20 protein-coding genes are annotated in these 26,476 nt (G+C 47.4%); 15 read left to right on the forward strand and 5 right to left on the reverse strand.

Annotated elements, in window-relative coordinates; all coding sequences use genetic code 11:
- Positions 1–8: 8 nt before the first annotated feature.
- Positions 9–1,130: a threonine aldolase family protein gene (locus WH46_RS22640; RefSeq protein WP_046228456.1), complete on the forward strand. Its 1,122-nt coding sequence runs from the start codon at positions 9–11 to the stop codon at positions 1,128–1,130.
- A gap of 42 nt (positions 1,131–1,172) precedes the next feature.
- On the opposite strand, the gene WH46_RS22645 is transcribed toward WH46_RS22640, so the two are convergent.
- Positions 1,173–1,709 (reverse strand): chromate transporter, encoded by a 537-nt coding sequence (locus WH46_RS22645; RefSeq protein WP_082208496.1) that lies wholly within the window; start codon positions 1,707–1,709, stop codon positions 1,173–1,175.
- Between the two features lie 12 nt (positions 1,710–1,721).
- Complete coding sequence (locus tag WH46_RS22650) at positions 1,722–2,357, reverse strand: chromate transporter (RefSeq protein ID WP_046228457.1); 636 nt, start codon at positions 2,355–2,357, stop codon at positions 1,722–1,724.
- A gap of 461 nt (positions 2,358–2,818) precedes the next feature.
- On the opposite strand from WH46_RS22650, the gene WH46_RS22655 reads away from it, so the two are divergent.
- From WH46_RS22655 to WH46_RS22705, 11 genes are all read left to right on the forward strand, one after another.
- Entirely contained in the window at positions 2,819–3,310 is a 492-nt protein-coding gene (locus WH46_RS22655; protein ID WP_017814927.1) for a PTS sugar transporter subunit IIA, read from the forward strand.
- A 149-nt stretch (positions 3,311–3,459) separates the two neighbouring features.
- A complete protein-coding gene (locus tag WH46_RS22660; protein ID WP_046228458.1) occupies positions 3,460–4,242 on the forward strand; it encodes a peptide-methionine (S)-S-oxide reductase MsrA in 783 nt (260 codons plus the stop codon).
- A gap of 762 nt (positions 4,243–5,004) precedes the next feature.
- On the forward strand, positions 5,005–5,898 hold the full coding sequence (locus tag WH46_RS22665; RefSeq protein WP_046228459.1) for a carbohydrate ABC transporter permease: 894 nt from the start codon (positions 5,005–5,007) through the stop codon (positions 5,896–5,898).
- Positions 5,895–6,779, forward strand: coding sequence for a carbohydrate ABC transporter permease (locus tag WH46_RS22670; protein WP_046228460.1), 885 nt, complete (start codon positions 5,895–5,897; stop codon positions 6,777–6,779). Before WH46_RS22665 ends, WH46_RS22670 begins: the two co-directional genes overlap by 4 nt.
- 14 nt (positions 6,780–6,793) lie before the next feature.
- The gene (locus tag WH46_RS22675) at positions 6,794–8,161 is read left to right on the forward strand and encodes an ABC transporter substrate-binding protein (protein WP_046228461.1); all 1,368 of its coding nucleotides are present in this window, start codon (positions 6,794–6,796) and stop codon (positions 8,159–8,161) included.
- 150 nt (positions 8,162–8,311) lie between these two features.
- Complete coding sequence (locus WH46_RS22680) at positions 8,312–9,307, forward strand: LacI family DNA-binding transcriptional regulator (protein WP_046228462.1); 996 nt, start codon at positions 8,312–8,314, stop codon at positions 9,305–9,307.
- 1 nt (position 9,308) lies between these two features.
- Positions 9,309–10,304, forward strand: a complete 996-nt coding sequence (locus WH46_RS22685; protein WP_046228463.1) for an N-acetylglucosamine kinase — start codon at positions 9,309–9,311, stop codon at positions 10,302–10,304.
- A 90-nt stretch (positions 10,305–10,394) separates the two neighbouring features.
- Positions 10,395–11,729 (forward strand): 6-phospho-beta-glucosidase, encoded by a 1,335-nt coding sequence (locus tag WH46_RS22690; protein ID WP_046228464.1) that lies wholly within the window; start codon positions 10,395–10,397, stop codon positions 11,727–11,729.
- 57 nt (positions 11,730–11,786) lie between these two features.
- Complete coding sequence (locus WH46_RS22695; RefSeq protein WP_046228465.1) at positions 11,787–13,058, forward strand: family 8 glycosyl hydrolase; 1,272 nt, start codon at positions 11,787–11,789, stop codon at positions 13,056–13,058.
- Between the two features lie 269 nt (positions 13,059–13,327).
- Entirely contained in the window at positions 13,328–14,155 is an 828-nt protein-coding gene (locus tag WH46_RS22700; RefSeq protein WP_046228466.1) for an endonuclease/exonuclease/phosphatase family protein, read from the forward strand.
- A 300-nt stretch (positions 14,156–14,455) separates the two neighbouring features.
- Entirely contained in the window at positions 14,456–15,130 is a 675-nt protein-coding gene (locus WH46_RS22705) for a hypothetical protein (protein ID WP_046228467.1), read from the forward strand.
- 85 nt (positions 15,131–15,215) lie between these two features.
- Here the strand turns inward: WH46_RS22705 and WH46_RS22710 are convergent, their stop codons facing one another.
- Positions 15,216–18,389, reverse strand: coding sequence for a DEAD/DEAH box helicase (locus tag WH46_RS22710; RefSeq protein WP_046228468.1), 3,174 nt, complete (start codon positions 18,387–18,389; stop codon positions 15,216–15,218).
- On the reverse strand, positions 18,386–19,654 hold the full coding sequence (locus tag WH46_RS22715) for a hypothetical protein (protein WP_052714343.1): 1,269 nt from the start codon (positions 19,652–19,654) through the stop codon (positions 18,386–18,388). The genes WH46_RS22710 and WH46_RS22715 overlap by 4 nt, the downstream gene beginning before the upstream one ends.
- Positions 19,655–20,007: 353 nt before the next feature.
- Here WH46_RS22715 and WH46_RS22720 point away from each other — a divergent pair, with 353 nt between their 5' ends.
- Positions 20,008–21,321: a diguanylate cyclase domain-containing protein gene (locus WH46_RS22720; protein WP_046228469.1), complete on the forward strand. Its 1,314-nt coding sequence runs from the start codon at positions 20,008–20,010 to the stop codon at positions 21,319–21,321.
- A 64-nt stretch (positions 21,322–21,385) separates the two neighbouring features.
- Here WH46_RS22720 and WH46_RS22725 read toward each other — a convergent pair whose 3' ends face one another.
- Entirely contained in the window at positions 21,386–21,763 is a 378-nt protein-coding gene (locus WH46_RS22725; RefSeq protein ID WP_046228470.1) for a YidH family protein, read from the reverse strand.
- Between the two features lie 421 nt (positions 21,764–22,184).
- Between WH46_RS22725 and WH46_RS22730 the strand changes: the two genes are divergently transcribed.
- Complete coding sequence (locus WH46_RS22730) at positions 22,185–23,765, forward strand: response regulator transcription factor (RefSeq protein ID WP_046228471.1); 1,581 nt, start codon at positions 22,185–22,187, stop codon at positions 23,763–23,765.
- Between the two features lie 197 nt (positions 23,766–23,962).
- The gene (locus tag WH46_RS22735; RefSeq protein WP_046228472.1) at positions 23,963–25,789 is read left to right on the forward strand and encodes a sensor histidine kinase; all 1,827 of its coding nucleotides are present in this window, start codon (positions 23,963–23,965) and stop codon (positions 25,787–25,789) included.
- The last annotated feature ends 687 nt before the right edge of the window (positions 25,790–26,476 follow it).

Genomic DNA, 26,476 nt, shown 5'->3' on the forward strand with positions numbered 1-26,476 from the left:
CTAAATACATGAAAAAAGATTCCTATGCAGGCACTCCAGCTGCAACAAGTGGGCTTTCGGAACAGTTCCGTGCGGCCCGGTATTCACTATCCGGACATGGTAAACGCGAGATTGGAGTGCTTCAGCAGGCAATGGCTGAAATCGATGCACAGACAGCCAGCGATATGTACGGTAATGGACCTGTTATCAATGACTTTGAACACAAGATGGCGCAGGAACTGGGTATGCCAGCGGCAGTGTTTTTTCCGAGCGGCACGATGGCACAGCAGATTGCTCTGCGAATCTGGTGTGATCACCAAGGCAGCAGGAAAGTAGCCTATCATCCGCTCTGTCATCTGGAGATTCACGAGCAGGATGGATTACGGGAGCTGCATCATCTGGAGCCACAGCTGATCGCCGAGCGGGATCGTGTGATCACTCTGGAAGATGTCCAAAAGATGGACCCGACTACTGCCTGTCTGCTGTTGGAGCTGCCACAGCGCGAGATTGGAGGTCAGCTGCCTGCTTTTGAAGAGTTGGAGCAGATATCGGCGTATTGCCGTGAGCAGGGAATCCGGCTGCATCTGGATGGAGCGCGATTATTCGAGATTCTCCCGTACTATGAGAAAACGGCTGCGGAAGTATGTGCATTATTTGATAGTGTGTATATTTCCTTTTATAAAGGGATTGGCGGGGTTGCCGGAGCAATTCTGGCAGGACCGGAGGGCTTTGCAGCAGAATCCAAAGTATGGAAAAGACGCCATGGCGGCGATTTGATCAGCCTGTATCCGTATATCATTAGCTCGGATTACTATTATGAGCAGCGCAAAGGCCGAATGAAGGAGTATTACGAAGGAGCCGTAGAGCTGGCAGGATATTTCCGGGCATGCCGCGGAATTACCGTTTATCCGTCGGTACCGGTATCGAATATGTTTCATGTGCATTTTGAGCTGTCACGTGAGCAGGCGGAGCACCTATTGGCCGAAGTAACCGAGGCGACAGGAGTAGGCTTTGCGCTTGCGCTCCGGGATAACGAACAGGGTGGAAGCTATTACGAGGTGAGTATCGGAGACAATTATCTCCATATACCGAAGGAGAAACTGCAGGAGGCATTCACCATGCTGGCCGACCGGTGCAGCGCAGCCCGCTAGGCAGAATGATGTCCGGTACTGTGAAGCCGGTAATACCAAGCATCAGAAAAAGGCCATACCCAGTACGGCAGAACCGGCAATAACGAGCAGCGGATGGGTTTTGTATTTTACAATCGCCATAAAGGCAGCTGCCCCGATCAATAGAACCAGCCAATTTGACGGCTGCAGCAAGGACGACCAGCCGCTGGCGAATCCGAAATGAAGTGCTGCGTAGATAATCAGGCCGGTAATAATCGGTCGCAGTCCATAAAAGGATGATTTGACCGCTGGGCTGCTGTTGATTTTGTAGAAAAAGCTGGCGATTAGTACCACCAGTACCAGCGAAGGCAGCACAATACCAGCGGTAGCGGCAAATGCACCGCCGATCCCGGCTGCCTGATAGCCGATCAATGTTGCACTATTGGTCGCAATCGGACCCGGAGACATGCCGGCCAGCGATACCGTCTGCTGGAAATGCTCCGGTGTCAGCCAGCCATAACGCTGGGATTCATGCTGGATCATCGGGATGACCGCATAACCACCGCCAAAAGAAACAAAGCCTATTTTGAGAAAAGAGATAAATAGCTGCCACAGAATCACCGGAGCACCTCCTTAAATATAATATTCAATCTGTGCCTGTCGATCCTGGTCGGCAGGTCTTTCTTTTTCTGTTCGTGTATTCAGCCCCAGATGCTTTTTGACACGGATAATCAGAATGCCCAACAGCAGACCACACAGAATGAGAATGACCGGATTCAGCCCGGTCACCAGCAGCAGAATTAGCGCTCCAGCCGCTACTGCAATCGTCGTCCGGTCGAACAGTGCGTTTTTGCCCATTCGATAGCCAGCGACTGCGATCAGGCCGATCACGGCGCCTTTGATTCCCTGAAAAGCCGCTTGTACCTTATGCAGATCACCGAATCGGGAATAGAACATACTAATCGCGAAAACAATAAAAAAGGTAGGGAACGTAATGCCGAGCAGCGCTGCAACAGCGCCGGGAATACGCCCCATCCGATAACCGATAAAGGTAGAAGCATTTACGCCCACACCACCTGGTGCCGAGCCTGCAAGTGACAGCAGCTCATCCAGCTCCTGTTCACTGATCCAGCTGCGTTTGTGGACGATCTCGCGTTCAATCATCGGAATCATGGCATAGCCACCGCCAAAAGTGGCAGGGCCTATTTTAAAAAAGACCAGAAATAATTCCAGCAATGTCTTAAGTTGATATCTATAGGATGTTTTCATAACCGTCTCCTTTGTTCACTCTTTCCAGTATATCATCTTTTAACCAAAATGAAATTAACTTTGGATGATACGATAAATATAGATGGTGAAAAGGAGAGGGAGATCTAATTTATTCATTCATATGACGTAAATCATACCGAAATAGCAAGGGAAACAGAAAAATTAACATTCATTTATATAAATAGATCCTAAATCATACAAATGGCCGATGACTTTATGCTATTTTGGTGAAAAGAAGATAAAGGGTGGAATGCCTTGCATCCAGCTATTCATTTGAAGCAGCATGAAGTACAATACATTCCATTCTATAGCTCGTTTGACAGAGCGATTGTCCCGCTTATATGATTATTGATACCAGCGCCTGTCATATACATAGAGACACAGGCTGCCATGGATCGGTACACTCGTACTGTTGTGAGAGGACACTCATGATCCGGCACAAAACAAGGAGGTTGTACACCATGCTGTCATTTTTCAAAAAAAATAAGACACAAAACATAGACATTCCTGCTCCTATTACAGGGAACGCAGTCGATCTGTCCAATGTACCGGACCCGGCTTTTGCCCAGAAAATGATGGGTCAGGGAATCGCTATTGAGCCATCCGAAGGCAAAGTATATGCTCCTTTCGATGGAAATGTAGCGCAAATGTTCAAAACCAAACATGCCCTCATGCTGGAACACAGCTCTGGTGTGCAGATGCTGATTCATGTTGGCGTTGATACCGTCTCCCTCAAGGGTGAAGGCTTCCAGGCGCATGTAGCTACAGGCGATCAGGTCAAAAAAGGCCAGCTGCTGCTGGAATTCGATATTGCCCAGATCCAGGCGGCAGGTTATCCGGTCATCACACCGGTTATTATTCCTGACGGTCAGGATGCCCTTCAGGGTGTGGAAGAATACACTGGCAGTGTGACAGCTCCGCAGGACAAGGTACTGACTATCACCGTCTCCTGATCCTGTATAACGACTAAGCACCACTACAAACCAACGCAAGCAAAGAGCAAGTGCTGCTTCCTGATAAAGGCACACTTGCTCTTTTTGTATAACCAATTAGGTAGAACGATCCGCAGACTGGTTGATATAGATAGGAAGGAGGGATAGCTATGCCTGTCCATAACGATGATATTGAAAAGAAGCAAGGTAGCCAAGCAGTCGATACGGAGATACTCACGCTGGGAATGGGCTGCTTTTGGGGACCCGAAGCATTGTTTGGTCATCTGCCGGGTGTGCTGCATACCCGAACCGGTTACGCTGGCGGCACGACTCCAGCGCCTGTATACCGTCAGCTAGGAGATCATTCCGAGACGGTAGAGATCGAATTCAATCCATCCGTTATTACGCTGGAGCAGCTGTTGGAGCTGTTCTGGAATCATCATAATCCCTCTGTGATCAACGGATACAAAGGGCGACAGTACCAGTCGCTGCTATTTTACCGGAATGAACAGCAGCATCATAAAATGAAGCAGATGCAACAGATGCAACAGATGAAGCGGACGACAGCTAAGACTGATGAATTTTCTTTGCAAAAGGATAGGTCTTACACTGCTGATTCCACAGAAGCCGGAAATGCTGGAACGATCGATCCTGCTGTCCTGGAGAGAAGAAGACTAACGGAAATCCAGCCTTATCAGGCATGGTATCTGGCTGAAGCAAGGCACCAGAAGTATTATTTGCAGCGTCAGCATCAGCTGATGGAGCGACTGTATGAGCTGTATCCGGATCAGAACGATTTATTTCATTCTACCCTTGCCGCCCGGCTGAATGGTTTTAGCCGAGAATATCTCACACTGGCACAAATTCGGCAGGAGATTCCTGACTGGCCCATATCCGAGACCATGCAGCAACGAATAGATCAATGGCTAACAGATCAGCAGAATGAACGATAAATATTCATTATCATTAATCAGCAGTAGCAGTAGCAGTAGCAGTAGCAGTAGCAGTTAGTATAAAAAGTTCCAGGTGGTTTAAAATCACGATTCAGACAAGGTGAAAATAACAGTGGCTAAATTCGAAAAGGAATTTGGCCTTTTCGAATGTAAGCGTATTCAAAAAAATGGTAAAGGTATTAATCTTGTTATTTGAAGTTTAAAGCCAAGCCAATCAGGCGATTAGCTGTAGGTTATAACTGGAATTATGGCTTTGCCTTTTGGATATACAGCATGGTATTTATCCTGAACAGGATAATCAATATAATAGGATGAAAATAATTTATATAACTATTTATGATAAATAATATTACATAAAAGAACCGTTTTTGAATTAAAAACGATATATCAGTTAAATATACTGACATATAAATGCGAAAAAACGAAAAATAGTATTGTAATTGGCAAGAAGATCATCTATGATAAATCCAATTAAAAGTTATAACGCTTTAACTTTTGAAGAGTTAATAGCTTGTAGAAGTATGATTGTCATCCATACAGCAAGCACGCAAAAAAGTAATCGCAAGTATTTTCTCCTGCTGTCCGTTAATTGTCTTTTATTTGCTTACTGTAAAGTATTAAATTGATCGTATCAAAGGAGGCTTACTGTTACACACGCAAAGGATGGGTTTATCTTTTTTGGAAATAGCAGACCCTATACATCCAACTCTAAAGTTAAAGCGTTATAACTTTATTCAAATTTAGCAGTAGGGAAGTGATAAAATGCTGACTCGTGAGATGAGACGTGAGACGTTGTTGATGTACGCTTTTATATCTCCGTGGGTGATTGGCTTTGTGGTTTTTGCCCTGTTTCCGATTCTGGCCTCGCTCTATTACAGCTTCACTGATTATGACATTATTCATTCTCCTCAGTGGATCGGGCTGGGCAATTACAAGGAGATGTTCGCCGATGATCTGTACTGGAATTCGGTAATGGTCACGCTCAAGTATACCTTTATCAGTGTGCCACTTCAGCTGCTGCTGGCGATGGGCTTCGCACTGCTGCTGAATCAGAAGCTGCCGTTCAAAGGCTTTTTTCGTACAGCAATGTACTTTCCGAGTATGGTATCGGGGGTAGCCATGTCCTTGCTCTGGTACTGGGTGTTCAATCCACAGATTGGATTATTCAACTACATGCTGTCCTGGTTCGGTGTCAAAGGACCTGCCTGGCTGATGGACCCGAACACAGCGCTCTATTCCCTTATTATTATGTCGTTCTGGGGCGTGGGCGGTGCGATGATTATTTTCCTCGCTGGTCTGCAGGGAGTGCCGACGAGTCTGCTGGAAGCAGCAAGGCTGGATGGAGCGGGACGATTATCGATTTTCTGGCATGTGACGTTGCCGATGATCTCACCGGTTCTGTTGTTCCAGCTGATTCTCGGTGTTATCGAGTCGTTCCAGGTGTTTACACAGGCTTTTGTTATGACACACGGAGGACCCAACTACTCGACCTGGTTCTATGTATACGGTCTGTATACGAGTGCTTTCAAAGAATACCGGGCAGGCTATTCCTCAGCGATGGCCTGGGTGCTGCTCATTGTCGTTCTCATCGTTACCTATATCATCATGAAGCTGTCGAATCGGTATGTATATTATGAAGGAGGGAAAAGCCGATGATTACGTCCAACCGAATGCAGGAATCGGGCGTATGGACAGCAGCTCGTTCACGGCGCAGGATGGATCTGACGAGAATAGTCAGCTTTATCCTGCTGGTGATCATTACGCTGATTATGCTGATGCCGCTGGCTTTTATGGTAACGACTTCGTTCAAGTCCCAGCGGGAGACGATGCAGTATCCGCCGACCCTTTTCCCGGACAGTCTGCAGTTCAGTAATTATACGGAGATTTTCTCCCGACTGCAGTTCGGTACGATGTATCAGAACAGTCTGATGATTGCTGTGATTACGGTTCTGGCTACGCTGTTATCTTCCTCCCTCGTTGCTTATGGATTTGCCCGTTTTCGTGGCAAGGGTCGCAATCTGATGTTTATGCTGCTGCTCAGTACGATGATGCTGCCGTATCCGGCGATTATGATTCCGCAGTTTGTATTGTTTAGCAAGCTGGGCTGGGTGGATACCTTTTTGCCTCTGATCGTGCCTGCCTTTTTCGGATCTGCGTATAACATCTTCTTACTGCGCCAATTTTTTGCGAATTTACCAGAGGAACTGTTCGATGCCGGACGGATGGACGGATGTACCGAGATCGGCATGTACTGGAAAATCGCGCTGCCGCTCTCCGGAGCCGCAATGGCGACAATCGCGATCTTTTCCTTCATTTACAGCTGGAACGATCTGCTGACACCCGTACTCTATCTGAACTCTGCAGATAAATTCACACTGCCGGTCGGCATGGCATCCCTAACCTCATCCAAATTCCGGGTCGCTCCGTGGCACCTACTAATGGTAGCCTCTGTGCTGGCGTTGCTCCCGATAGTTGTACTGTTTATCCTGGCCCAGAAGCGCTTTGTTGAAGGCATTGTGCTGACAGGTATCAAATAAAGGGGGAATGGTTCATGGTTAATATCAAAAGGAAATGGTATCAAAAAACGCTGACAGTCCTCAGTACCCTACTCGCTACTACAGTCATGCTGAGCGGCTGCGGGGGCAGTGGCAGCAGTGCAGGAGCCGATGGCGATGCAGTGACGATCACCTATTATACGATTGATTCGCCGGACCGTACCTTTGTCGAACAACTGATTCCGGACTTTGAGAAGCAGCATCCCAATATCAAGGTCAAAGTCGCAACCGCTCCCTACGAGCAGTTTGACAGCAAGCTGCAGACGATGATCGCGGGCGGCAATGCTCCGGATATCACCTCTCATTTTGGCTATGGAGGGTTTGCAGAGTATTACAACAAAGGCATGTTGCTGGATATGACCGACCTGCTCAAGGAATCCGGCTTTCAGGCAGACAAGTACAAGATTCCAAAGAATCTGATGGACATTTACCAGGTGGATGGTCATACGTACGGCATTCCTTTTAGCTCCTATGTGACGCTGCTGCTCTACAACAAGGATCTGTTCGATGCAGCAGGGGTAGCCTATCCACCGTCGGATTATAACGACAAGAGCTGGACGTTTGACAAAATGGTCGAAGACGCCAAAAAGCTGACTGTGATTTCGGACGATCCGAACAAGCAGCAGTATGGCCTGCAGTTCGGATGGGGCGAGCTGGATAACCGTCCATTCTATTTTGGAGCCAAGATGTATTCCGATGATACGTGGACCAATGGTGGCGTACCGTCCGAATCCTATTTTGACTCCCCGGAATCTATTGCAGCGTATAAGAAAATTTTCGGGCTGGTATTCGATGACAAAGTCTCTCCACCTCCCGAATGGTCTGCCAGCGTAGCCGGACAGGGCGGCGATCCGTTTGTTACCGGTAAGGTAGCTATGTCAGTCGGTGGTTCCTGGAACCTGTCGGGTGCCAATGACTTTGGCTTTAATGTAGGTGTGGCTGCTGTGCCTGCAGGCGGCAATGACAAGGTACGCAGTACATTGTTCGTCGATCCGCTCTTTATTCTCAAGGATTCCAAGCATCCAAAAGAAGCACTGGCGTGGATTGAATATTTGCTGCAGACCGATATCCAGAAACAGTCGATTGAACTGAGCGGTGGTACACCTCCAGTGAACCAGGATGCAGCCGAAGAGTATTACTCTCATTTCCAGAGTATTGATCCCAAGGATCTGCGTAATGTATATGAAGGTGCTTATCAATATGGCTATGAATCTTTCAATCATCTGATCGTCAACTACTCCCAGATCAACGATATGATGATCAACGAAATGCAGCCGCTGCAAAATGGCACAGCCCAGGTAGAGGATGTGATGCCGAAGGTTCAGCAAAAAATGGAAGAGATTCTCGCCCGTTCCAAAAAATAAAATTCTGTCATAAATACCTGCAATTGTAGTGGGTACTGTATTCCTTCCTGTATAATGAGCACAAAAACGGATGTCAGCTTTACTGCAGTGAAGGAAGCCATATTCAGTTCGCTGATACAGGAAAGACTGCATCAACTAGGAGAATACACAATGAAAGCCAGTATATTTGATGTTGCCAAACGTTCCGGTCTATCCGTCGTCACGGTCTCCCGTGTGCTGAACGGTGCGGATACCGTACGGGAGAAAAATCGCCAGAAAGTACTGGATGCGATCAAAGAACTTGATTATCGTCCCAGTGCAGCGGCACGCTCACTGGCTCGCGGACGGACCGGAACAATCGGTCTGATCGTCACCACGCTGCACGATTCCTTTTTTGACTCGGTAGCCAAAGAGATTAATGATGCGCTCGCCCTGCAGGGATACTATCTGGCAATCTCGGTATCCAGTGGATTTGGTAATGAAGAGAGTCATTATCTGATTCAGGAAGATCGGGTAGATGGATTGATCCTGTTATCCCCACTCGAGGAAGACCGTTTTGTAGCCGAGCTGAAAAAGCGCAATATTCCGTATGTATTGATCGACAATCAGCTGCAGGAGAACAATTCGGCTTCGATCAGTGTAGATAATTTTAGCGGAGGCTACGAAGCAACACGTCATCTGCTGGAGTTGGGTCACCGGGAGATTGCGCACCTGAGCGGTCAGGAAGTCTTCCTCAGTACCCGTGAGAGACGGCAAGGATTCCTGTGGGCCATGAAAGAAGCGGGAATAGAACCTTTTGCAATGGAACAGGGTGTATATGGTGTGGAATTTGGCTATGAGACGGCACAGAGATGGCTGAAAAGCGGTAAGCTGCCAACAGCGCTATTCGCCGGGGATGATCATATGGCTATCGGATTTATCAACGCGCTTATGCGGGAAGGAATCCAGGTACCCAGAGACATGTCGGTGATCGGGTATGATGATCAGATGCTCGCCTCACAGCTGCATCCGCTGCTGACAACGATGCGTCAGCCTGCCGATCAGATCGGTCTGGCAGCTGTCGATATCCTGCTGCGCAAAATGGCGAATCAGAACAAGCGCATGAATGGAATCAAATTAAAACCGGAGCTGATTATACGACAATCGACTGCCGCTAGAGGTGAATAATGTGAACTATTACCTGGGTATTGATGCCGGTGGAACCAAGACACTGGCTTATGTCACCGACGAGTCTGGTCGTCTGCTCGGCTGCGGCCATGCGGGTAACGGCAATCATCAGATTGCCGGACAGCTGGCTGCAGACCATATCGGTCAGGCAGCCGATCAGGCGCTCAGGCAGGCTGGAATCTTGATGGAACAGCTGACGTTTAGCTGCTTTGGATTGGCAGGAGCTGATCGGCAGGCCGATTATGATATCCTGCATCCGATGATTCGTGGTCTTGGCTTTGTAGATTATGAAATTGTATGTGATACGATTATCGGCCTGCGTGCCGGCACCAATCGACCGTATGGTATATCGGTCATTTGTGGTACCGGCACCAACAGTGCTGGTATCTCGCCGGAAGGTGAGATTTTCCAGTGTGGTGGATTTGACTATATGTATGGAGATTTTGGAGGAGGGGGAATGCTCTGTACCGAGGTATTTCGTACGGTTATTCGTGCCTGGGATGGAAGGGAACAGCCTACTTTGTTGACTGGTTTGCTACTGGAAAAGCTCGGTTATCCGGATGTGTCTACGATGTTTAATGATTATCTGGATCATCAGCGGCAGGTCCCACTTCAGGTAGCAGAGCTGTTATTTGTAGCAGCAGCGCAGGGCGATCAGGCGGCACTGAATATTCTTGCTTATCAAGGGCGCGAGATCGGTCGATCGGTTATAGCGATTGTCCACCGGCTCGGTATGCAACATGAGACTTTCGATGTAGTGATGGCAGGCAGTCTGCTGACCCGTGGAGACCGGGGCTGGATCAGCCCATGGATTGAACGGGCAATGCAGGAATGTGCTCCTTATGCTTCGCTGGTCCGACTGAATATGGAACCGGTGGTCGGGGCAGTCCTTCGAGCTATGGAACAGGCGGGCATCGTCGTTCATGATAGCGTATACAACCAGCTGCGTGAACAGGGTAGTCTGTATCCGGTATCGGCAGAGACCATCGAACCCTAGAACAAATAACGACTCGAATGATGGGCAGATTATCCAGATTGATCCATGTGAATTTCCAGATTTGAACTATACGACAGGATGTGATTGAATATGCAAAAGAAACTGAAAATTGCGGTGATCGGCGGAGGTTCCTCCTATACACCGGAGTTGGTGGAAGGATTTATTCGATATTACAGTGAGCTGCCGGTACAGGAGTTGTGGCTGGTCGATATTGAGCCGGGGCTGCACAAGCTGAATATTGTAGGCGAACTTGCCAAAAGAATGATATTGGCGTCGGGATTACCGATAGAAGTTCATCTAACAACAGACCGTAGAGCAGCAATCGAGGGTGCGGATTTTATCAGTACCCAGATGCGGGTGGGCATGCTGGATGCCCGGGCGCTGGATGAGAGTATTCCTCTGAAATATGGCGTTATCGGTCAGGAGACCACGGGACCAGGTGGCATGATGAAGGCGCTGCGTACGATTCCGGTACTATTGGATATTTGCCGGGATATTGAAGAGCTGGCACCAGACGCATGGCTGCTTAATTTTACCAATCCTGCCGGCATGGTAACCGAAGCGATTACCCGGCACAGCAAGGTACGCAGTGTCGGATTATGCAATGCACCGATCGGAATGATCAAATGGCTGACTTCCCAATATCAGGTCAGCCCGGATCGTGTATATGCCGAGTTTGTCGGACTGAATCATCTGCACTGGATCACCCGGATCGAGGTGGACGGTCAGGACAAACTAACCGAGCTGCTGGACAATCGACAGGAGTACGCGGCAGTCAATGTATCCCATCAGGATTGGGATGGAGATTTTCTGCGCTCGCTCCGGTCACTTCCCTCTTATTATCTGAAATATTTCTATATGACTCCTGCGATGCTGGAAGATCAGATACAGGCGATGCAGGGCGAAGGAAGCCGCGCCGAAGTTGTGAAAAAGGTCGAAGAAGAATTATTCCAGCTGTACAGTGACCCGAATTTGCAGGAGAAGCCCAAGCAGCTGGAACAGCGCGGAGGTGCTTATTATTCCGAAGCAGCTGTCAATCTGATGCGCTCTCTATATAATGGTACCGGCGACGTACAGACGCTGAATGTGCCCAATCGGGGGATTATCGATTTTCTGCCGGATGAAGCTTGTATCGAAGTGAACTGTCTGGTTACTGCGAACGGTCCACTGCCTGTTCAGCTCACGACGGTTCCGCAGCATATCAAAGGACTGATCCATGCAGTGAAAACATATGAGCAGCTGACGATCGAAGCTGCGATTACAGGGGATCGGGATATTGCGCTGCAAGCCATGGTTCATCATCCACTTGTTCCTTCAGTGGATATTGCCAAAGCACTTCTGCAAGAAATGCTGGAGGCCAACCGGCAGTACCTGCCTCAATTTTTCCGGAAAGAGACTCTTGCGGCAGATAAAGCACTGGTCTAACAGCTCCCCAATTACATGCTCTGCCGTACACAAAAAAATAAAGGAGGAATCAGAAGTATGCGACATCTTATCCGCAAAAGGAACATGGTAAGAGCACGTCTGACTCATCTCTCTCTTGTTTTGGCGATGGTTATTGCATCTATGGGGCTGACCGGGATGCCAGGCACAATTCATGCTGCCGGAGAAAAGAAACCTTTTCCCCAGCAGGTGAATTATCCGGGGGTAATCAAGCCGAACCATATTACCCAGGCGCAGATGAACCGGGATGTATCCGGTTATTACGATTATTGGAAATCAACCTATCTAAAGCATGATCTGTCTTCGCTACCAGGCGGCTATTACGTACGGGGTGATATTACCGGTGATGCGGAAGGGTTTGAACCGCTGGGTACTTCGGAAGGGCAGGGCTATGGTATGGTTATTACCGTACTGATGGCTGGTCATGATACGAATGCACGCACGATCTACGATGGTTTATTCAAAACGGTCAGAGCCTACCACAGCAGTGGCAATCCTGCGCTAATGGGCTGGGTAGTAGCAGATGATCCTGCAGCTCAGGGCCACTTTGGTTCTGCAACCGATGGTGATCTGGATATTGCCTACTCACTGATTTTGGCAGATCGGCAGTGGGGCTCCAGCGGTGCGATCAATTATCTCGCCGAAGCCAAAAAGATGATCAGCGCGATCAAGTCCAGTTACATTACGAACAATAATGGCATCAATCTCGGTGACTGGGATTCCAAGTCCAGTTATGATACCCGTCCTTCCGACTGGATGCTCAGTCATCTGCGTGCTTATTATGATGTCACTGGCGACCAGACCTGGCTGAATGTCATTAATAATCTGTACAACAAATATGCCCAATTCAGTGCTGCCTATTCGCCAACGACCGGTCTGATCTCCGACTTTGTCGTTGGTAATCCGCCGAAGCCTGCGCCAGAATGGTTCCTGGACGAGTTCAAGGAGACCAATGAATACAATTACAATTCTTCCCGCGTACCCCTGCGAATCGTGATGGATTATGCACTCTATGGTGACACACGCGGCAAGAATATCGCGAGCAAAATGGCAACATGGATTCAAAAGAAAACCGGCGGTAATCCGGATAATATCAAGGATGGCTACCAGTTAAATGGTAACGATCGAGGCAGTTATGCGACCGCTGTATTTGTTGCCCCATTTATCTCGGCAGGGGTGACCGACAGCAACAATCAAGCCTGGGTCAACAAAGGTTGGGGCTGGATGGTCACGCACAAGGAAAGTTATTTCAGTGATTCGTATAATATGCTGAACCTGCTGTTTATTTCCGGTAATTGGTGGAAGCCGTAACAGCTAGGTAGTATATAGATGCAGCGTAGCAATGAAGGCAAATAGCATCTACTGCAGTACACTTATAATGAATATATTCAGACCAAAAACGCCGTTCTCCCAAAAGAAAGCGGCGTTTTTGGTCTGAATAACATTTAGCGGATCTATTTATTTAATCATATGATTTGGTTTAAATGTACATCTCTAATCAATACATACGCAGCCGTATGCTATAGTAAATAGAGATATGAAATAAACAGCGAGCGATTATAAAGGATAGGAGACCATCCATGAAGCTACTTACACTGAACACCCATGCTTGGCACGAAGAGAATCAGCTGGAGAAAATTGGCCAATTGGCGGATTTTATCAATGAGCAGCAGTTTGATGTGATTGCGATGCAGGAAGTCAATCAGCTGGCAGCCGAGGAGATCGTATCTCCGTCGGAATTGGGACGCTATTATGAGGCCGATCCGGAAACGGTAATCCGCCAAAATAATTATGCATACGTACTGCTCCAACAGCTGGAATATGATTATTACTGGACATGGATTCCTGTGCATTCCGCTTCCCGCAAAACACTGGATGAAGGACTGGCGATTCTGTCCAAAACACCACTGACTGCTCATATGCATGGACATGTATCCCAGCTGCTGGACTATGACAATTCCAAGACACGCAAAATACTGGCAGTGGAGACCGAACATGCAGGGCAGCCAGTCTGGCTGGTCAACGGACATTTTGGTTGGTGGAATGATGAACTGGAGCCATTCCGCCAACAGTGGGATGAAGCCGAGAAGCTGCTTGAACCGTACCAGAAGCAACTGATGTTCTTCCTGGGTGACTTCAACAATGTAGCCGAGATTCGCGGCGAAGGGTACGACTATATGATGAAGCAGATCTGGCAGGATACGTACACAGCTGCAGCGGTCAAAGACGCCGGTCATACCGTCGTTAAATCGATTGCTGGCTGGGAAGGTAATGCGCATAATCTGCGGATCGATTATATCTACGCCAATCGCCCGGTGCAGGTACAATCTTCCCAGGTAGCTCTAAATGGTGAGAATGGTGCAGTCGTGTCAGATCATTTTGGCGTAATGGCTGTAGTGGATATTTAAAGATATGTGATAGAAGACAGATCATTTATTTACAAGAGCGATACCTGCATTGTAGATTAAGCTGGGATGGATCCAAAGCAGGTACTTTTCCAGACAAGGCTATACCCCAATAATTAAAAATGTATGGATTCGAAGGCTTTTTCTTGATGGAATGCGGACAAGCACCCATTGGAGAAAAAGCTTTTTTATTATAAAGAGAATAATTTGAGAAATGCATGGGATTTTATGGTAATGTTAAGTTGCTTTATTGTTAATAAGGAATGAAAGTAGCATACCAGGAAGAAGAAAGGAGCTTCAAAGATGAAGAATAAAAGATGGACTGGCTTATTGGCAGTAGGGCTGATAATAACGGGAATAACTACATTTGTGTATACAGATTCTTTTGCAGCGGAATTAGAACAGGTCAGAATACCTGGGGAGAGACAGCAGGTAGAGACTTATCCGGCACATGCAAAGTCGAATCAGTATTCCAATACTACAGATCCCAACGTTCCACCGCTTATGTATTTCAATGTATCGGACGATTATAAGCTTAATATTCCTATGAATTTGGCACAAGCAGACCACTCTACTTCTCAGCTAAACAGCTCTTCTTATCAAGATGATCCGAATAATCCTATTACGGAATTAAAGTATACTCGCGGAATTATTACTGGAAAAGATAATCAGTTGGTACGCATTACATATGGACTTCAAGACGGTAAATCAGAGATCCGTGTCAATCAATCATTTAATGAAGATTGGAAAGGTAATCCGGTAACGATCGAGGAAATGAAGCAGGGCTTTGACAATCCTTCCACTGTCCTAACTGAATTGGAAATAAATGGTTATCCCGTTCTTGCTGAAGAAACCAACCATACCCGAAGACAAGTGTTTTTGCTTACAGAAGATTATTTTTACACAATAAACAATGCTGGTGGTAAAGCAACAATGGAGCAACTCCTATATGTAACCAGTCATATTAAAGTAGATTGAACAAATTGAAAATCACAAAAAAGCGTGACCTGTTCTCCTGAACAGATCACGCTTTTTATGTTCTTTAACCTTGTAAATGCGCAGCCTACACTTCAGCCCATTCCCGCCGCAGACTGAACAGACTTTGCAGCTCGTCGTTGGACAGCTCGGTGATCCAGCCTTCCGACGTGGAGATGATGTTGTTACTGAGCTGCTGTTTGCTTTCCAGCATCTCGTCAATTCGCTCTTCAAGCGTACCGAGCGAAATGAATTTGTGTACCTGTACATCCCGGGTCTGCCCCATCCGGTAAGCCCGGTCAGTCGCCTGGTTCTCGACAGCCGGATTCCACCAGCGGTCGACGTGGAAGACATGATTGGCTGCCGTCAGATTGAGGCCGACGCCGCCAGCCTTCAGGGACAGTATGAAAATATTGGGCTCGCCCGGAGACTGGAACTGCTCGATCATCCGGTCACGCGCTGTTTTGGACGTACTGCCATTTAGATACAGGACCTGCTCATTCAGATCTTCACTGAGCACACGCTGAATGATCTGTCCCATCCCGATATACTGGGTGAAAATCAGACACTTCTCGTCTTTGGAACGAAGCTCGCGTACCATTTCCAGCAGCCGTTCCATTTTGGCAGAGCGGCTGACCAGTGCTTCCAGATCCTCTGGTACATCCTGTATTTCGGTTTCTTCCGGATCAGGAGTCTGGGCACGGGTATGCAGCAATGCTGGATGATCACAGATTTGCTTGAGCTGGGTCAGTGCAGACAGGATGGCTCCTTTGCGCTTCATCCCTTCCAGATCGTTCATATGCTGCATGAGCTGGTTAACAGCCTGATCATACATAACCCCTTGCTCCGGCGTCAGATTAATGTAGGTTTTCATTTCATTTTTCTCGGGCAAATTAAGCTGTATATTCGGATCTTTCTTCGTCCGGCGCAGCATGAACGGTTTGACCAGCTTTTGCAAATCGAGCGTGCGCTGCTCGTCCTGCTCTTTTTCGATCGCCTGGGCGAACCGGTCCTGGAATCCTTTCATACTGCCCAGATAACCCGGCGTGATAAAGTCATAAATCGACCACAGCTCAGCCAAGCGATTCTCGATCGGCGTACCGGTCAGCGCGACGCGATGAAGAGCCGACAGGCTGCGTACCGTCTGGGACTGGCGGGTCTGGGCATTTTTGATATTTTGCGCTTCATCCAGACAAATTGTTGCCCATGTGACTTCCTGCAGCAGCTCCTGATCGAGCGATGCGGTCGCGTATGAAGTAAGGATGACATCATGATCGCTGACCAGTTGGTGAAAAGCATCACCGGATAATCGCTTGCTGCCATAATGCAGTGCTACCTTGAGCGAAGGCGCAAAGCGCAGGATTTCCTTTTGCCAGTTGCCAAGAACAGATGTCGGGCAGACGACCAGTGAGGTCGGATTGGATACCGCCGGACTGACCTGAAGCATTGCCGTAGCTGTCTTGTCCGCATGTTCGTTCAGCTTCTGGTCATTCGTTTTGGTTGATCGGACACTACCCGCTTGGGGAGCTATATCCTGATGATCCATACTGCCAGGCAGTATATCCGCTGCTGCTGCCAACTGCGTATGCTGCATGTCTTCCTCTGCCGTTTCCAGGAGCAGGCGGGACAGTCGCAGCGTTTCCGAAGCTGCATCTTCCTTAATATGCAACAGATAGGTAATGAGCTGGATCGTTTTTCCGAGTCCCATGTCATCGGCCAGACAGGCACCGAGTCCAAATCGGCGCAAGAAGGATAGCCAGGAGAAGCCTTCCTGCTGATACGGACGCAGCTGGGCATTCAGACTGGCAGGAACGGGGATGAGCGGCATATCATTTTGCTGGCTGATCTGGCTGATCAGTCCGGCGAGATGCTCATTCAGCTCTACTTCAATCTCAATCCGCTGATTTTCCTCTTCTTCCGCTTCGTTTTCTTCTTCTTTGGCAGCACGACTTTGTCGCATGAGATGCAGCTGTAACACATCCTGAAAAGAAAGCCCGCGCCGCCGGTCAATCCCGTTCATTGCACGGCGGATCTGTTCCAATAGCTCCGGATCGAGCACAATCCACTGTCCGCGGAACAGGGCAAGTCGTTCCTGCTTTTCTGCGAGTTCGGCGAATTCTTCTTCGGTCAGCTCGGTTTCTCCAATCGATACCCGCCAATCGAAATCAATCAGTGCATCCAGTCCAAAGAAGGACTTGCCGGTGCGTTTTTCCTCTTCTTCGCTGACTTTGGCTTTGAGCTTCGGACGCTTGCGGCGGGCCGCTTCCCACCAGGCTGGTAGCAGGACGAGCCAGCCGGATTGCAGTAGTCGATTGCTGTACTGGGACAGAAATTTCCATGCCTGCTCGTTATTCAGTGTCCGGCCGATCATATCCTGTTCCGTAGCAAATTGGGTCACCGGCAGAACCGCGCGCAGCTGCTCCCGCCATCCGGCTGAGCGATCGCGTACATGATGCTCCCAACCGTCTGGCCAATCTCCTTCTGCATAGCCGCTCATTTCCAGCCGTACAGGTACCAGATGGGTCTCATCCGTTTTGTCCTGGAGCACCAGCCGCAGCCGCCATCCGCTGTTGGTATCTTCCGGTTCCAGCAGCTGCAGCGCCGGCCGGAAAGGAGCCATATCGCTTTTCCAGCCAATCGAGACAAGCCAGGTATTCTCATCCAGACCTGCGGTACTATTGTTACGGTCAAATAACTGTGGATATTCCCGGCGCAGATCCGCAGCTTCGGCTTCATCATTGTAGTAGCGTTCGGATACCGCCGCCGAGTAGGCAGCCTGTAGTCCCTGCAGGAAGTCGCTGTCTGCTTCTTTCAGGAGGGCCTGTACTTCGGCTTTTTGCCGTTTGCGCCCGGCCGCTTTGATTACTTCTTCCGTATCCCATTTCCATTGCAGCTTGCCTCTACGATAGGCAGTCAGGCTGGGCATATATTTTTTGTTGTCCAGACTGGACAGTAGATAGGGAGCCAGCAGATGCAGCTGGGCGGCTTCACCTTCCCACTTCCAGTTCACATGATGCAGCAGCTTTTGATCGGCAAAAAAAGAAATTACCTGCTCTGCAGGCAGAATGATTAATTCTACTTCCGGTGTCTGTTCCACTTGTAGCTCTGTGCCATAAAAGGAAGGTTCATGCCAGGCAAATAGCAAATGCTTGAGGTACATCGCCGGGACGAATCCATAGGCTTCCTTGGAACCGTAGATCAGGGCATCGCCGTATTCGCTGATCCCTGCCTGAATCGTGATGTTTTGCAAATAGTGGCTCATGGAATCAGTTTTCCTTTCCGCAATTCTTCCTGAAGAGCGCGCAATCGGCTGTGTCGTCCGGTGAACTGCTCTATGAACTGTTCCCAGCGCTCTTCCTGTTTGAGTTTTTTATATAGTTTGGACAGACGTTTGAGCAGCCGTACGGCTGCTTTGTAGCCATCCCTGTTTTTGTGGGCCATATGACGCTCTACTGCCTGATGGTAAAAGGGCAGCAGCATTTCCGGTGCATTCATTTCCAGCGGTTTCAGCTCGGTTACTTTGTAACTGGCCGGATCTTTGCCGGAAGAGAGTTGATAATCCATCCACTGCTGCCATTTTCCATATTCCAATAATTTATCTTCATACAAACGTCCACCCAGCGGCAGCAGACTCTCCAGTGTAGTCCACATCTGTGCCTGCGCTTCCGGCTGATGACGGATTGCCTGTTCCCAGTGCTCGCCATAGCCTTGCAGATCCGAATACTGTCGGCGCAAAATGGGGGCGAGCTCCACGAGCCATCTTACCATCCGCGGCCACTGTTCTTTTTGCTCCAGCTGGGTCAGTATGTCCGGTAATCTCTCCGGGTAAAAGTCATGCCGCTCTGCGGCTGCATGCAGAATCTCCAGTGCCTGATCGTCCTGTTCCAACAGAAAATCAATATAGCTTTGTGCCAGCAGGAGGGAAGCATAGGCAAAGGAATTGCCGGGTCTGCGTATTCCCGGCTGCGGCTCCTCCTCGGGTATTGCCTGCTGCAGCGCCATCGGTTCATCGCGCAGCAGCCGCTCTCCACGTTCCAGCGGAAGAATCCAGTTGTGCCAGAATGCGTAATAACAGGACAGCAGGGCATAGGAGTCTCTTACTTCAGCCAGCATGTCCTGCCGGATATAGGCCAACATATCGGTGAGCAGCTGCCATTCCTGTTCATTTTGCAAAGCAGGAAGAGACTGACTGAGCTCCAGGTTGAGCAGATTTTGCATCTCTGTCACAGCCATTCGGGTATGATAGCCGAGCGAGAGAGGACTAGAGCCGGTGATTTTGTGAGTAGGCTGCATCACATTGTTATAGATCAACAGCAGTGCATTCAGCCGATAGATTATTTGTGCAGCCGGAGTCAGTCGGGGCTGATGCTGCATCAGCATCTCCAGTGCCTGCTCGGTATATTGTACATTCCGGATACTGCCTTCCAGCGGAGCCAGCTGTTCGTTCATCTGCTGCTGCCAGGCAGGTATGGAATAGTTGGAAGGGTGCATATCTGCATCCATATACGTTTTATCTTTAGGTTCCATAAGTTTCAGTTCTCCTGCTATCAAGTCAGAATTGGTATCCCCTTATTATATCATTGGGAGGGCATTGAAATCGGCAAGATTCGATAAAAATATGAAATTACATCCCGTAAAATAGGCATATCCGATTGGTGTATAGCACGGATTGTCCTTTTTGGAAGAGAATAGGCTGGGTCTATTGTGATCCAATATAAAAAAATGCCATAAACAGGCGCTATTCTCTTCATATTTACGGTTGCAACCGATATATAAGGTAATGAATAAACAACACGGCATGATAGAGATTCAGCAGGATGTGCAATAGCGGTGCTATTTTCCTGTTTGCTATCTTATCTCATCCGAAAGGAGGACAACCTATGGATTTTCACCAGTCACTGCTTTCCAGCCTGAACGATCAGTCCCAGTTGCGTACACTGATTGATTTAATTCCCGAATTTATCGTATTAAAAGACGGTGATGGACGCTGGCTTGTATGCAACAAACTCGTTATGGATATGTATGGTCTGGAACTGGAAGATTATTTGTACCATACCGATCTGGAGATTGCGGCTTATCGGCCACATTATACGACGCTGTTTGAATATAATTACAAGACCGATGAGCAGGCCTGGGAAAAGGGCTCTCCGCTGCTGGTCGAAAAATCATTTGTTGCTCCTGACGGTATTCACCGCACATGGGAAGTAATGAAAACGCCGATTTTTGACGAATACGGAGACCGCCATCGACTGGTCATTGTAAGCCGGGATGTGACCGAGCGCAAAAGGGCGGAAGAAGCACTGCTCGCCAGCCAGGAACAGTACAGACTTATTGCCGAAAATATGTCAGACGTAATAACGATGATGACACCTGAACGGAAGCTTCAATATGTATCTCCTTCATTGGAGACGATGCTGGGTTACTCACCCGAAGAATTCCGTGAAATGGAACGTTTCTCCCTGCTGCATCCTGACGATGTAGAGCATTTTATGGATGCTTTTGAACAGACGTTGGCTAATCACGCAGTCGGTTTCAAAGACGAATGCAGATACCAGCATGCGGAAGGTCATTATCTCTGGTTCGAAATGAATATGACTTACGTAGTCCGCAGTGGCAGTGATACCGACTATATACTCATTGTCTCCCGTAATATCATGGAGCGCAAAAACCATGAGCAGCAACTGCGTTCACTCGCTTATATGGACCCGCTCACCGGCGTTCCCAACCGTCGCTATCTGATGAATCAGATGACTCAGGATATGCAGACCACGATAGATAATGACACACTTCTTGGAGTACTGTATCTGGATATTGATCGATTCAAGGAAGTGAATGATACGCTGGGACACGATGCCGGCGATGAATTGCTGGTACAGATGGTCAAGCGGATATCCGGAGAACTGGGTCCCTTGGACACGATTGCCCGAATTGGCGGCGATGAATTTGTTATTATTTTACCGCTGATCACCACTCATAAACGTATTTCCGAAATAGCCGAACGGATATGCAGTCATCTCCAGCATCCTTGGAATCTTCAATCGCAATCGGTCATAACCGGGTCCTCTATCGGAGTATCCGTCTATCCGCATGATGGAATAGAGGCGGAACTACTGCTGAATTATGCAGATCAGGCTTTGTATACAGCCAAACGTCGCGGCCGGTCGCAAGTATGTTTTTACAAAGAGTATGAATAAATAAAAAGGGCCGCCAGCTTATATTACGCTGGCGGTTTGTTATTGTAGTCCTGCATACTCCAATTTACAGCAGCATCAGAATGACCAGCATGATCAGTAGCAGCATAATGAATCCCAGCGCAGCTACGACAAACCAGATCAGTACGCCGGTGGATTCAAAGCTTCCATTATTGATCCCTTGTCTTTTGCGAAAATAGCTGCGTGTCGCCAGTCCAAACACACAACCGCCCATCAGCACTGCAGCGATTCCGCCGATCGAAGCGATCAGATGACCCGTATGCGCGAACATCTCTGATCGAAAGGTAAGCCCTGGCGCCAGAAAGCCAATCCCCAGAATAGCGAGACTGGTGCGAATCCATGCGAGATAAGTCCGTTCATTTGCAAGATGCTGTTGAGTATATTTTGATTCGTTTACCGGTTCGGTATGAGGTGAATCCGACATCGTCATCTCTCCTTATTTTAGACATAGCAGCGTGTTATTAACACAGATAGTCTCTGCCGATGCTGTATACTTATTTATAGATAAGATTAACCGCAAAATGAATAAGCGCTGCAATCTACTTATAGAGGCTCAAGTAATTACCATGCGTTTCTATCTCCGCACATAAGGGGGAGAACAGCCGGATACATAAAACATTTTGTCCCGTAAATATGAATTATGTGATAGCATAAAAAGACAAAATCAGACATTTGGTATACAGCTATAATGTAAACGCTATCAATATAAATGAGTATAGACTGGGCTGCTAGATCGTGAAGATTGCAGTCGTAGAGATACAGCCTGCTGCGAATAAAAGAACCATTTCCGGCATGCTCACAATTAACTTAAAACTGAGGCATCTGGTGATATAGGGAGTGTCTGAATGAAAGAATTATGCAAAATATTGATTGTAGATGATGAAGTGCTGGTTCGTCAGGGAATCAAGCATTATCTGGTGTGGGAACAATATGGATTTCAGATTATCGGTGAAGCATCCAATGGCCGGGAAGCGCTGGATCTGATCGATGAGCTTCAGCCTCATATCGTCATTACCGATATTGTAATGCCGGTCATGGATGGCGAAGAATTCACCCGAATCGTCAAGCAAAACTATCCACAGATTGAAGTGATCGTGCTCAGCAGTTATGGAGAGTTCAGCTATGTGCGTTCAACTTTTCAGAGCGGCGTAGCAGATTATATTCTCAAGCCCAAGCTGGAGACACAGGAGCTGCTGCAGGTATTGCAAAATACTGCGCGGCGTATTCCTTCTCTTGCTTATGATGAAACATCCGGGGATGAGCAGATAACGGTCGATCATATTATGGAGAAACTGATTGCAGGTTATGAGATGGATTATGATCCGGAGATGGTGGCCGTTCATTTTCCATATGGGGAATATATACTGGTGGGAATTCAGCCTCACCAGCTACGGGCATCTGGTGGGGATCTGACCCTTCAGCAGAAAAGCAGCTACGTATCGGCGATTAGCAGCCGATTGGCAGAGTCCATAGAATCTGCTGGTGTTCCAGTCAGTTTCCGCCCGGTAGCTGCAGATCCCCAGCTGATTGTTTTTCTTTTAAATATGAACAGAGATAGTGAGGCAGCTGTCATTGCACGAATACGCGAGCTTGCTTATGCAAGATCGGCAGAGGATCAGCAGACCTTATGGGCAATGAGCGAAGAATTTGCACATATCGATCAATTGGGAGTTATCTACCAGCAAATGCTCAAACTGCTGGAATATCATTTTTACTTCCCTGATCGCCCATTCATGATAGAGGCAGAGCTCGGTGAGCCGGCACATGTGCCAGGAGCGTTTAATCTGAAGCAGTTTGCCGAGGAGATGCGGCGCGAGAATTTTGATTCTGCTTTTACCGAGCTGGATACGTATGTCTATGCAATGGCAGGCAATTATCGGGCGACTCCGTTTGAGCTGAAGTCCTTTCTCGGCAATATCATCTTTAACATTATTACGCTGCTGGGGAATCAGGATTATGATGTCCGACAGCTGGATGAAGAAAAGTATGATTATTTTAGAGAAATCAATGATGCGGTTCATGTGCAGGATACCATAGCCGTACTGAACGAATTCCTGAGCAGGATTCATCTGCAGATCCAATCCCGTTCTTCCCAGAACGGTAGTACCAATATGAAGATGCTGCTGGAATATATAGAAGAACACTATGCCGAACCGCTGAGCCTGACTGGACTGGGGCAGCACTTTCATTTCAATCCATCCTATCTGTCCAGCTACTTCACGACACATAACAAGGAAGGATTCAGTGAGCACCTTAACAAGATCCGGGTGGAAAAGGCAGCCGAGATGCTGCGCACGGATCTGTACTCTATTTCCGAGATCAGCGGCAAGGTAGGGTATTCGGATCACAGCTACTTTACCAAAGTATTCAAAAAGTGGACCGGTCTATCGCCCAGTCAATACCGAAGACAGCATGTACGCGGCTAATTTGCCGTTTTGTATTTATAGAAGTTAGACATGTATGTGTTAGGACATCCCTGTGTTTTTACTGCAGGGATGTTGTTGGTTAATCATCCTTTTAGTTCATACATACTCAGCTGTCAGGCTGTTGTATGCTGATTTTATGCAGGCGCCGGTCAGTCCGATTTCTTTATAACCCGAACAGAAAATGAGTGTGAAGTCCGATGAATTGGAAGAAACATGCGCTCCGGTTTGAGCAGCAGGGTTTATTTTTTAAATTGTTCATTGTAATGGTTGTCAGTATTATCGCCGTCTGTCTGCTGACCTCACTGGTGACCATACGCATGTCGGAAAGGCTATTTACCGAGACATTCAGCATTACCAATTCCAAAGTGCTGAATCAGATCAAGAGCAGCATGGAATCTTTTAATGACTCTATTGTAAATGGAGTGAGTCACGCTTCCCAGAATGGTACGGTCAAAAATTATCTGACCAGCGGCGAGAGTGATTCAATTACAATGTCCAGTTCCTACTTTGATATGGGTCAGCAGATGAAGCAGATCAAGTCGAATGTAGATGCTTATGATGTAGGTATTATTGTCAGCGGAGTGAATGGACGCAGCTATTCGTCAGACTGGTCCTACTGGCCGGTCAATCCGGGAAAGCTCGCCAAAAGCAAACTCACCGAACGCACCATAGCCGAACCAAAGCGTCTCATGTATCAATATGATGAAGAATCGGCTCGGTCCGGCGTACTCAAAGACAAATATATCGTAGCTTCCAAAGCCTTGATGGAGCGTACCAGCGGTTTCCTGTACGGTACAATCTATATGGCCATCAAAGAGCAGGAATTCAAACGCTTCTATAGTAACTTTACGAGTACCGGCAGCGACGTGCTTATTCTGGATGCCAATGGACGTATTATTTCCAGTAACCAGGAACAGCTGATCGGCAGCTTCTCGCCGGACCTGCTGGGATATGCCAAAGAAATTAACGAGAAGCAGCTAAGCTATACCAATGCAGATGTTATGGGCAAAAATCATATTATCCTGTCCAACTATATCCCGTCCTATAATATCTACCTGGTCAATATGATCGATCGCGAATATGCGGTAGGACAGATTGTAAATGTGCGCGATATTGCGCTAATTTGTATCGGTATCGTAATGGCGGCACTACTGACCGTTTTCCTGATCTCCAGAAGACTAACTCAGTCCCTGACTCGGCTGGTGCGTCAGATGTCGACTATCACGGAAAAAGACTTCGGTAATTATGTGCATGTGACCGGCAGTTATGAAGTGCAGGAGTTGAGCCGTGCTTTTAATTATATGCTGGATGAATTAAATGATTACATTGCGCGTTTGCTTCAGACTCAGAAGGAACAGCGTAATGCAGAGCTGGCTGCTCTACAGCGGCAAATCAATCCCCATTTCCTATATAATACGCTGGCTTCGATCAAAATGCTGGTGCAAAAAGGCAACAAGGATACCGCCGCAGAGACAATAAATGCCCTGATCTCGCTGCTCCAGAATACAATCAGCAATGTGAGCGAGACCATCACGATTGAGCAGGAACTCAATAATATGAAAAATTATGTATTTATCAACCATGTACGCTATGGCAACAAAGTTCAGGTCAATTATTTCGTTTCGCCGGACTGTATGGAATATCATGTGCCCAAGCTCATCATTCAGCCTTTTATCGAGAACGCCTTTTTCCATGCTTTTAATGAAAAAGGTGCAGGTGTGATCTACATTCTAGTTTCCAAGTTGGAAGATACGCTGGTCTGCGAAGTCGTCGATAATGGAGACGGCATGGATGGCCTGGAGCAGGGCGAGCAAAGCGTACTACCCAATCCCAAAAGCAAACGCCAGCTATTTACCGGTATTGGTATCCAGAATGTACATCACCGCATTACACTTCTATATGGTGAGCAATACGGCGTAACCATCTCCAGTAAAAAAGGAGAAGGAACCAAAGTCAAAATTACCCTGCCCCTGATTGTCGAGCAGCAGGAACATACTATAGAAGATAACAACTCTATGAAATAAAAAGCCAACCAAGGAATAAAGAGTCACAGACCAGTATGACAGTTAATGATTAACGAAACCCCAATAAAAGGATAATGTCAAAGGAATAAGATCTAAAACAGCAGAACAGCAACTATAGAAAAAAGTACACATTGGGATATATGAAGATCGAATATGCCAAAAGAATTAATGCTTAGAAAGATATGTTTGGAAATAAAGCTATCTATAGAAATAATAGATAGAGCTCCATTATAAAAATAGTAATACTACAGCCACCTTGCTTTGAAGATGACAAGGTGGCTGTTATTATATAAGCGTATCTTTAATAGAGGTCATTGAGTGCTGGTGATTAGCTGTCTGAAAATGATCTTATAATTACTATTAGTATCCATTAAGAGATCTGTACCCGCTAATCGATCCAACTCCAATACCATAATCCAAAGCAGGACAATTACAGAGATAAAGCAGAGTACCCTAAAGATATAAACGATCGATAAATTTAATTCGAAAAAGGGGTTGCATCTAAATTGCTAGCATGCTATACTCTAATTCCGGCCAAGAAATAGCCGGTTATCATCGGAAACAACAGCACTTCGTGCTGAAGCGTCATTCAAAACTTCTTCAAAAAAATATGTTGACAGAATGGTTGCTAACATGATAAGATATAAAAGTTGTCACCGAGAGATACGGCGACAACGAAAAAGACTT

This window comes from Paenibacillus dauci, from assembly GCF_000971985.1.
Lineage (GTDB): Bacteria > Bacillota > Bacilli > Paenibacillales > Paenibacillaceae > Saccharibacillus > Saccharibacillus dauci.

What these genes read in the sequence shown, in the direction of transcription:
- WH46_RS22640 (WP_046228456.1), top strand. Translation starts at nt 9, where the DNA reads ATGAAAAAAGATTCCTATGCAGGCACTCCAGCTGCAACAAGTGGGCTT.
- WH46_RS22650 (WP_046228457.1), bottom strand. Translation starts at nt 2,357, where the DNA reads ATGAAAACATCCTATAGATATCAACTTAAGACATTGCTGGAATTATTT.
- WH46_RS22655 (WP_017814927.1), top strand. Translation starts at nt 2,819, where the DNA reads ATGCTGTCATTTTTCAAAAAAAATAAGACACAAAACATAGACATTCCT.
- WH46_RS22660 (WP_046228458.1), top strand. Translation starts at nt 3,460, where the DNA reads ATGCCTGTCCATAACGATGATATTGAAAAGAAGCAAGGTAGCCAAGCA.
- WH46_RS22665 (WP_046228459.1), top strand. Translation starts at nt 5,005, where the DNA reads ATGCTGACTCGTGAGATGAGACGTGAGACGTTGTTGATGTACGCTTTT.
- WH46_RS22670 (WP_046228460.1), top strand. Translation starts at nt 5,895, where the DNA reads ATGATTACGTCCAACCGAATGCAGGAATCGGGCGTATGGACAGCAGCT.
- WH46_RS22675 (WP_046228461.1), top strand. Translation starts at nt 6,794, where the DNA reads ATGGTTAATATCAAAAGGAAATGGTATCAAAAAACGCTGACAGTCCTC.
- WH46_RS22680 (WP_046228462.1), top strand. Translation starts at nt 8,312, where the DNA reads ATGAAAGCCAGTATATTTGATGTTGCCAAACGTTCCGGTCTATCCGTC.
- WH46_RS22690 (WP_046228464.1), top strand. Translation starts at nt 10,395, where the DNA reads ATGCAAAAGAAACTGAAAATTGCGGTGATCGGCGGAGGTTCCTCCTAT.
- WH46_RS22695 (WP_046228465.1), top strand. Translation starts at nt 11,787, where the DNA reads ATGCGACATCTTATCCGCAAAAGGAACATGGTAAGAGCACGTCTGACT.
- WH46_RS22700 (WP_046228466.1), top strand. Translation starts at nt 13,328, where the DNA reads ATGAAGCTACTTACACTGAACACCCATGCTTGGCACGAAGAGAATCAG.
- WH46_RS22705 (WP_046228467.1), top strand. Translation starts at nt 14,456, where the DNA reads ATGAAGAATAAAAGATGGACTGGCTTATTGGCAGTAGGGCTGATAATA.
- WH46_RS22710 (WP_046228468.1), bottom strand. Translation starts at nt 18,389, where the DNA reads ATGAGCCACTATTTGCAAAACATCACGATTCAGGCAGGGATCAGCGAA.
- WH46_RS22715 (WP_052714343.1), bottom strand. Translation starts at nt 19,654, where the DNA reads ATGGAACCTAAAGATAAAACGTATATGGATGCAGATATGCACCCTTCC.
- WH46_RS22720 (WP_046228469.1), top strand. Translation starts at nt 20,008, where the DNA reads ATGGATTTTCACCAGTCACTGCTTTCCAGCCTGAACGATCAGTCCCAG.
- WH46_RS22725 (WP_046228470.1), bottom strand. Translation starts at nt 21,763, where the DNA reads ATGTCGGATTCACCTCATACCGAACCGGTAAACGAATCAAAATATACT.
- WH46_RS22730 (WP_046228471.1), top strand. Translation starts at nt 22,185, where the DNA reads ATGAAAGAATTATGCAAAATATTGATTGTAGATGATGAAGTGCTGGTT.
- WH46_RS22735 (WP_046228472.1), top strand. Translation starts at nt 23,963, where the DNA reads ATGAATTGGAAGAAACATGCGCTCCGGTTTGAGCAGCAGGGTTTATTT.